We start from the raw sequence: 8,021 nt of genomic DNA, 5'->3' as shown, positions 1-8,021 counted from the left end.
AGCCTACGGCTAGTTTCTTAGTTTGCTCTTTGATTTTCATTGAGTATTATTTCTTTCTTTATGGCGTTCATAAGCCTTGAGTTGGCGCTGCAGTTCCTTTTTAATGGCAGGTTCTGGAGCATATTTTTCTTCCCAATCATCTGGTTTTAAGATTTTGTGGGTCACTGGATCAAAATGAGCCTTGCCATCTGGGAAAATTTTCCCCATATTGGCTTGATGGACAATGTCAAAAATACGTTCTGGGTCCACCCCCATCAAGACAAAACTACCGTAGGTGAAATAAAGCGTGTCAATCAAGGCATCCACCTGCCCCACCAAATCTTGCTGAGCAGGTGTCTTCTTGGCTACTTTATCCGCTGCCTTATCAAGGGCCTGATGAAGTTGCGATAGAGCTTGACCAAAATCCTCTTCCGAAGGACTGGCGGCTCGAACAAACTCCACCAATTCTTCTATTTTAAAGCCAGCCCTATGGGTTGCACCTTCTAAGTCCCAAGCTCGAGGTTCTTCTTGGGTCCGTTCATCCATCATGTGGTGGAAGGTCTTGACCTTATTGAAATGATAGTCACGGCTGACAAAGACTTTTTCTGAAGCCAAAACACCAAAATGTTCCAGAGCCTTGTGAATTCCGTCTTGCTGATTACTGGTTGTGATATGCTTGGCCACTTCCTTAACACTGCTACTACCATTTCCCATAGCGACCGACATACCGACACCAGCCAGCATTTCAAGGTCATTTTCTGAGTCACCAAAGGCCATGACTTGGTTGAGATCAAAGCCATATTCTTTCCCGACTCGGCGAATGCCTTCTAATTTAGAATTTCCCTGATTGATGACATCCGCTGCAAAAGGATTGCTACGTGTCAATTTCAAGTCTTCAAAATCAGCTGCCGCCTTCTCAGATTCTTCTGGAGTCATCAGCATCAAAACTTGGTAGATAGGCTGATTCATCAGGTGAAGCAGGTCTTCTTCCTTTTGGGGAACAACCTTGCTGACCATACGATTAAAGGAATGACTCACCGTACGGGTTAAAACAGAGGGAACGAAGCGACTGATTCGTTGAGAAAAAGAACCCATACCAAAAGACATGATTTTAGAACCCAGCATGGCATCCTTGGTCCCTAGGGCAATCTCCTTGCCCTCTCTTTTAGCATAGCTAATTAGATGGCGCAAATGCAACTTGGAAATCGGGCTCGTGAACAAGACCCTGTCTTTAGTAAAGATATACTGACCATTATAGGTTACCGCAAAGTCCAGATCCAAATCGTCCATCAATTCCTTAACAAAAAAAGGTCCTCGCCCCGTCGCTACGCCAACCAGCACCCCTTGTTCTTTGACAATCTTAATCGCGTCCTTAGTGGATTTCAAAACACTCTTGCGATCGTTAACCAAGGTTCCATCGATATCAAAAAAAACAGCTTTGACTTCCATCCTATCCCAATCTCCCCTTTTGTGATACAATGATTATACCACATTTCAGAAAGAGTGAGTAAATCATGCCTAAGAAAATCCTTGTTTTACATACGGGTGGGACTATTTCCATGCAAGCCGATGCTTCTGGCGCTGTTGTGACTAGTTCAGATAATCCCATGAACCATGTATCCAATCCTCTCGAAGGAATCCAAGTCCACGCCCTAGACTTTTTTAACCTGCCAAGCCCCCATATCAAGCCCAAGCATATGCTGGCCCTCTACCAAAAAATCAAAGAGGAAGCAGATAATTACGATGGAGTGGTAATCACACACGGAACCGATACTTTGGAAGAAACAGCCTATTTCCTTGATACCATGGAAGTTCCCCACATGCCCATCGTTCTAACAGGAGCCATGCGTAGCTCCAACGAACTCGGTAGTGATGGTGTTTATAATTATCTGAGTGCTCTACGAGTGGCTAGCGACGACAGGGCCGCGGACAAAGGGGTTTTGGTCGTTATGAACGATGAAATCCACGCTGCTAAGTACGTTACCAAAACACATACGACCAACGTCAACACCTTCCAGACTCCAACACACGGGCCACTTGGTCTGATTATGAAACAGGAAATCCTCTACTTCAAAACAGCTGAACCTCGTGTCCGCTTTGACCTTGATCACATACAAGGTTTAGTCCCTATCATCTCAGCTTATGCCGGTATGACAGATGAGCTGATTGATATGCTGGATTTGGAACAATTGGACGGTTTGATTATCCAAGCCTTCGGAGCTGGTAATATTCCCAAAGAAACGGCTCAAAAATTAGAAAGCCTTCTGCAGAAAGGAATCCCAGTCGCCCTGGTTTCACGATGCTTTAACGGTATTGCAGAACCTGTTTATGCCTACCAAGGTGGTGGCGTGCAGTTGCAAAAGGCAGGTGTCTTCTTTGTCAAAGAACTCAATGCCCAAAAAGCCCGCTTGAAACTCCTCATCGCCCTCAATGCCGGATTAACAGGACAGGATTTGAAAGACTATATGGAAGGCTAAGCCTCTTCTCTAAAAACAAATCAGGAAATCTTCACGATTCCCTGATTTTTTCTATTTCCGTTTTCGTGTTGAGCGACGTTCTGTCAAACCATGAGGTAAGAGAACTTCACGTTCTTCCAACTCTTCCTTATGCATAATCTTAGTCAACATACGCATACTAATGGCACCAAGGTCATAAAGAGGTTGGGCAATAGTTGTCAAGTTTGGACGGGTAAAGCGTGCAATTTGCGAATCATCACTAGTAATAATCTCAAATTCTTCTGGTACTGACACACCCTTATCAGCCAAACCGTTCAAGACACCTGCTGCCAACTCATCACCTGTCACAACTGCTGCAGTTGCATTTGATGAAATCAAACGCTCTGCCAAGGCGTAACCATCATCATAGCTATATTTAGATTCAAATACCAAACCTTCACTATAAGCGATTCCTGCTTTTTTCAAGGCTTCCTTGTAGCCAACTAAACGAACCTTCCCATTGATGTCATCCACTAGCGGACCGCTAACGAAAGCAATACGCTCATTTTCTTTAGCAAGGTAACTCACTGCATCAATCGTTGCTTGCTTATAGTCAATATTGACACTTGGCAACTGGTGCTCAACATCGACAGTTCCTGCGAGAACAATCGGAGTACGTGAACGCGAAAATTCTGAGCGAATTTTATCTGTCAAGTGATAACCCATAAAGATAATGCCATCTACCTGCTTTGAAAAGAGGGTATTGACAACAGAAACTTCTTTCTCGTTATCTTCATCGCTATTAGCTAAGACAATATTGTACTTGTACATTTCTGCAATATCATCAATCCCCTTAGCCAAACTCGAAAAATAACCATTGGTAATATTTGGAATCACGACACCGACAGTGGTTGTCTTTTTACTTGCAAGACCACGCGCAACTGCATTTGGACGATAATCCAAACGATCAATTACCTCTAGCACTTTTTTACGGGTATTCTCTTTTACATTTTTATTGCCATTGACCACACGGCTGACCGTCGCCATGGAAACACCTGCTTCACGAGCGACATCATAAATGGTTACTGTATCATCTGCATTCATTCCTTTTCCTGCCCTTTCTATCCCACACATTCTTTTACAAGTAGAGGCACCGATTGAAACTCTATATCTACTTACAAAAGTGAAGATGTGAAAATTTCGTTTTCATGTTTCTACTTATTCCATTCTATCACTAATTGTAAACACTTTCAAGTGTTTTTTGAAGATTGATTGAAAAAATTTCATAGAAATCGAAGATTTAGCTCCTTGCTACCACCTTAGACGAAACAAAAAGGAGGAAACCAAGCCCTCCTCAAGTTACAAAATTGTTTGATTGAATAATTTCAATTTTAGCACATAATGGTTTTCGAGATATAATAGTATCACAACCAACCAGATTCTTTCGCGATATTAGCTGCCTCTGTTCGATTGCCTGCATCTAGTTTCGAAAGAATATTGGTGACATAATTTCGGACTGTTCCGTTGGATAGATAAAGTTTGTCTGCAATTTCTTGGTTAGAGAAGCCATGAGCGATTCCCTCTAAAACAGCAATCTCTTGTTCTGTCAACGGATTGGGATGCGTCATCACCACTTCCATCAATTCAGGCGAATACTCTTTGCCTCCTTCGAGGACAGTATGCAAAGTTTGCATGAGGTCTGCAATGCTTCTTTCTTTCAAGACATAAGCATCTACTCCAGCCTTGACTGCACGTTCAAAATACCCTGGGCGCTTGAAGGTCGTCACTACAACCACCTTTGTTTCGAGCTTTTCTGCTCGTATCCACTCCAAGACTTCAAGACCAGTCTTAACAGGCATCTCTACATCAAGAATGGCAATATCTACGGACTCTTTTTCTAAGAGTTGGATTGCTTCTTGCCCATTCTTGGCTTGAAAGACAGACTCTATATCCGGTTGAAGCGTGAGCAACTGGCACATGGCATCTCGCAACATACTTTGATCTTCTGCGACTAATACTTTCATCTACTTTCTCTCCTTATAAGGTAGTCGAACTTGCACTTCCGTTGGATGTTTCTGACTGATTACACTTACTTCTCCTGAAAATGGAGAAACACGATCTCGGACTGTATGGAGCTCATTTTCTGTTACAGTTGCAAAACCTTTCCCGTCATCTCTGACCATCAGGAGCAATTCCTGATCTGTCCGTTCTAATTTTAAGTAAGCTTTAGATGCATTGGCATGTTTGATGATATTGGTCACCAACTAGCAAAATCATGGAAGCCGTTGACTCCAATTCCTGAGTAAGGCTAGCAGTGTCTAGTTGGTTAGCCGTTTCCACCTCAATTCCAGCAATTTCTAACATCTTTTTCACAGTCTCTAGTTCAGATGTCAAAGTTCTAGACTTAAGATTTTCCACAATGGTTCGCACTTCACGCATTGATTCTTTGCTAATTTGCTGTATTTCTCTTAATTCCTTTTCCACCTGTGGATAAGCCTGTATTTGAAATAACTGCAAGGCTAGATCAGTTTTGACACTCAGCATAGCAAAAGTGTGTCCCAGACTATCATGCAAATCTTGACCGATACGACTGCGTTCATTTTCTGCTAGCAATAGATTTATCTGGGTATTTTGCTTGACCTGAGCTTCTTTCAAATCCTCGACAAGTCGAATCCGAACCGAGCCCAAAGTCATCAAATCAACAAAAGCAAGAATTACAAGCAGATAGACTAGAAACTCAACTTCGATTCTCTGAAAAATCAAAAGTTGCCCCACAACAAGGACTTGAGCAAGGAGAAATGTCCATACATGTAAAGACTTTAAACTACGTAGGCCAAAATGATAAATTAAGAGATTGGAAAGGAAAAAGAAAAACCAGATATAATTCACAGCAACAAAGGCGGTATTCCCAGCTACATAGACCAGCATGATCCCCCAGAAAAGCCATGATATGCGCTGGCTCTTAGTTGTTAAAACACCCAAATACGCCACTACAAATAGAATATCAATCAATAAATGCCAGGCAGAAAGCCATCCAGTCACTACAGGTAGGATGGGGAAAATCATAAAAATTAAACTGGCCCAAAACATATAATGTATGCTTTTCAGTCTTTCAAGCATTAAGCATTCTCCTTATGACCTTGAAGGTAAATGGTCAAACCAAATAAAACTGCTGAAAAAACAAGTAAATAAACTGTGGCTGATAGATTGATACCACCCTCGTTTAAAAAGGTCTTGAGCAACTCCATCAACTGATAGGTCGGGAGACACTTACCGACTGCTTGCATCCAGTCTGGAAATAAAGAGATAGGCATCCAGAGCCCACCTAAAACAGCCAACCCTAGATAAAGAAGATTGCCCACAACAGACATCAGCTGACTAGTCGGTAAGAGCGTCAAGGTCAAGCCAAGCGCTACAAAAGCAATACTTCCCAAAATAAGCAAAATCGCAGCACCAACCCAACTTGCTAAAGGCATATCCACACCTCTTACAAAATGCCCAACTGTAAAAACAACCAAAATTGAAACCAAATAATCAACCAGCATACTTGTTATCTTTGATAGATAATATTCTACCATATTTACAGGGCTATGACGCAATGTTTTCTGCCAGTTGTTCATCTTATCGGTATGTAAGACAGCTGGGAATGAAAAGATAGCGGTCGACATCATGGAAAAGGCAGTCATGGAGATGAGGTAGTCGCGCATAAAATTAGCCGGTCCACCTGGTGTGTCCTGGTACATGCCTGAAAAGAATAGATAGAAGGCTGTCGGCATCCCTACGGATAATAGATAATAGACTAATTGTCGTTTGGTCAATAGAAATTCTATCTTGTTTAGTGCGATCCATTGTTTCATCTTAGTCATCTCCCTTTTGTGTTTCTTCAAAGATTGTATCCAGCAAGCTACGATTATTGACTTCAATTTCTTGAATCCTACATCCTGCTCGGACTAATAGTTCCCAGAAAGCATTTGCCTCTCGTGTGACAACTTGCAGAGCATCTTGTTTTTGTACCCACCTTTCAACCAAGACTGACTTCTCAACGACTTCCTTGTAAGCCAGCGGAAGGATAAAATGCTTTTCAATCTCCTCACTACGCATAGCTAGAGGCGTCGTATCACGAATCAACTCTCCCTTATTCAAGACCAAGATTCGGTCCGCTGTATGCTCTACCTCTTCGATATAATGGGAGGAATAGAGAATGGTAACTCCCTTAGCTTTTAGTTCCTGAACAATTTCCCAAAAGCGTTGACGAGTTGAAGTATCCATGGCAGCAGTTGGCTCATCTAAAAAGACAAGCTTTGGTCGCCCAATTAAGGTCAAGACGAAAGAGAAAAGACGCTTTTGTCCACCTGATAATTTTTCTGCGAATTGCTCTTTTTGTTGCTTATCAAACTGTAATAGTTGATCGATTTCCTGATTACTCAAGTGATTTGGATAAATTCTTTGAAAGAAAGCAATCAACTCTTTTACCTTTAGTTTTTGAACGATTGCATTCTCTTGAGGGAGGTAGGATCTTGTATAGTCTAACTTAGAACTCGTCACTGGCAATCCTTGGATAGATACTTGTCCACTGGTGACCAGTTTATCTCCAAGCAAACAGTCCAAGAGTGTCGTCTTCCCAGCTCCATTGGGCCCAATAAAGGCGACGCATTCACCTTCAGCTACCTCAAAAGAAATATCCTTCAAAATAGCCTTGCCCTTGATGTTTTTATTTAGACTTTCTACCTTAATCATGTTCATGATATTCTCCTTTCAGCCACTCCTTTCCCATAGGAAAGACGATAAAAATCATAAATCCTAGTCCCCAGGCACCACGGATGAATTGGTGAAGGAAGGCTTGATCAAACCAACCTGTAAACATTTCTACCAACCATACCACTAGTGATAGTCCAATAAAAAGATAGAGAAACGCTTTTTTCATTTTTCAAACTCCTTTTTCACATCTGAGACTAATTTCAAACCTTCTCTAACAATCCAAGACATCATTCCAAATCCTGCAAATAGCTCCCAAGGAAAATGATAGAAATCTTCATCCAATCCTGAGAACATGAGATAAGTCATGACTCCTGCTGCTACTAAACTCATTGCGATAATCATTTTATTTCTCATCTCTTCTTCCTCCATTTCATACTACAATTATAGTCTTTTGAAATCAGAGGAGATAGAAGCTTCTGTCACTAAAAAATATGACAAATGTCATAAAAAATTCTGTTCAAAACAAGCAAGATACACTATACAATAAAACACAATTAGAAAAATCTAAGGCAACTTCCTCAAAAGAGATATCAAACCCAATTCACACCATAATGTAAACTAATACTTATTTAAAATCAAAAAGAGTAGAAATTTTTATCAGACAAACACATATATTATAAGTTGAACAAAACCCTTCTATTGCTTTCTTAAAAATTTATAAGAGTTATAAAATCCCTTGAATTCAATGTGTATACCTAAACTACGGTATTTATTGAAAAGACTGGAGACAAAAAGTATACGCTGCCAAAATGAATTACTGAAAATCAAAAAAGAGAGAACCAAACTGATTCTCTCTTAATGTATATAATATCTAGTTTTAAAAATACACACTCACATATCTCTGTAATA

At 40.9% G+C, this 8,021-nt stretch carries 8 protein-coding genes and 1 pseudogene; 1 reads left to right on the top strand and 8 read right to left on the bottom strand.

Going from position 1 to position 8,021, the window contains the following annotated elements; translation table 11 throughout:
* Positions 1–36: 36 nt before the first annotated feature.
* Positions 37–1,428 (bottom strand): Cof-type HAD-IIB family hydrolase, encoded by a 1,392-nt coding sequence (locus tag WKI42_RS08615; protein ID WP_368081699.1) that lies wholly within the window; start codon positions 1,426–1,428, stop codon positions 37–39.
* Positions 1,429–1,493: 65 nt separating this feature from the next.
* On the opposite strand from WKI42_RS08615, the gene WKI42_RS08610 reads away from it, so the two are divergent.
* On the top strand, positions 1,494–2,456 hold the full coding sequence (locus WKI42_RS08610; RefSeq protein WP_368081698.1) for an asparaginase: 963 nt from the start codon (positions 1,494–1,496) through the stop codon (positions 2,454–2,456).
* Between the two features lie 51 nt (positions 2,457–2,507).
* On the opposite strand, the gene ccpA is transcribed toward WKI42_RS08610, so the two are convergent.
* From ccpA to WKI42_RS08575, 7 genes and pseudogenes are all read right to left on the bottom strand, one after another.
* Positions 2,508–3,518 (bottom strand): catabolite control protein A, encoded by a 1,011-nt coding sequence (gene ccpA / locus WKI42_RS08605; protein ID WP_050253459.1) that lies wholly within the window; start codon positions 3,516–3,518, stop codon positions 2,508–2,510.
* Positions 3,519–3,838: 320 nt separating this feature from the next.
* A complete protein-coding gene (locus tag WKI42_RS08600; RefSeq protein WP_196312503.1) occupies positions 3,839–4,438 on the bottom strand; it encodes a response regulator transcription factor in 600 nt (199 codons plus the stop codon).
* Positions 4,439–5,534, bottom strand: a pseudogene (locus WKI42_RS08595) (sensor histidine kinase).
* Positions 5,534–6,271 (bottom strand): ABC transporter permease, encoded by a 738-nt coding sequence (locus WKI42_RS08590; RefSeq protein ID WP_196312502.1) that lies wholly within the window; start codon positions 6,269–6,271, stop codon positions 5,534–5,536. Before WKI42_RS08590 ends, WKI42_RS08595 begins: the two are co-directional and overlap by 1 nt.
* Position 6,272: 1 nt before the next feature.
* Entirely contained in the window at positions 6,273–7,157 is an 885-nt protein-coding gene (locus WKI42_RS08585) for an ABC transporter ATP-binding protein (RefSeq protein ID WP_173303813.1), read from the bottom strand.
* A complete protein-coding gene (locus tag WKI42_RS08580; protein ID WP_112445176.1) occupies positions 7,144–7,338 on the bottom strand; it encodes a hypothetical protein in 195 nt (64 codons plus the stop codon). Before WKI42_RS08580 ends, WKI42_RS08585 begins: the two co-directional genes overlap by 14 nt.
* Positions 7,335–7,541 (bottom strand): hypothetical protein, encoded by a 207-nt coding sequence (locus tag WKI42_RS08575; RefSeq protein WP_173233629.1) that lies wholly within the window; start codon positions 7,539–7,541, stop codon positions 7,335–7,337. The genes WKI42_RS08580 and WKI42_RS08575 overlap by 4 nt, the downstream gene beginning before the upstream one ends.
* Positions 7,542–8,021 lie beyond the last annotated feature (480 nt).

This window comes from Streptococcus pseudopneumoniae (genome assembly GCF_038148935.1).
Classification (GTDB): Bacteria; Bacillota; Bacilli; order Lactobacillales; family Streptococcaceae; genus Streptococcus; species Streptococcus pseudopneumoniae_U.
Note: the sequence above shows the minus strand (reverse complement) of the source record. Positions and strands in the feature narration are given on the sequence as shown.

Bases quoted from the DNA above. Each gene is read 5' to 3' on its own strand.
- WKI42_RS08575 (WP_173233629.1), bottom strand. From the start codon at position 7,541: ATGGAGGAAGAAGAGATGAGAAATAAAATGATTATCGCAATGAGTTTA.
- WKI42_RS08590 (WP_196312502.1), bottom strand. From the start codon at position 6,271: ATGAAACAATGGATCGCACTAAACAAGATAGAATTTCTATTGACCAAA.
- WKI42_RS08610 (WP_368081698.1), top strand. From the start codon at position 1,494: ATGCCTAAGAAAATCCTTGTTTTACATACGGGTGGGACTATTTCCATG.
- WKI42_RS08585 (WP_173303813.1), bottom strand. From the start codon at position 7,157: ATGAACATGATTAAGGTAGAAAGTCTAAATAAAAACATCAAGGGCAAG.
- WKI42_RS08615 (WP_368081699.1), bottom strand. From the start codon at position 1,428: ATGGAAGTCAAAGCTGTTTTTTTTGATATCGATGGAACCTTGGTTAAC.
- WKI42_RS08600 (WP_196312503.1), bottom strand. From the start codon at position 4,438: ATGAAAGTATTAGTCGCAGAAGATCAAAGTATGTTGCGAGATGCCATG.
- ccpA (WP_050253459.1), bottom strand. From the start codon at position 3,518: ATGAATGCAGATGATACAGTAACCATTTATGATGTCGCTCGTGAAGCA.
- WKI42_RS08580 (WP_112445176.1), bottom strand. From the start codon at position 7,338: ATGAAAAAAGCGTTTCTCTATCTTTTTATTGGACTATCACTAGTGGTA.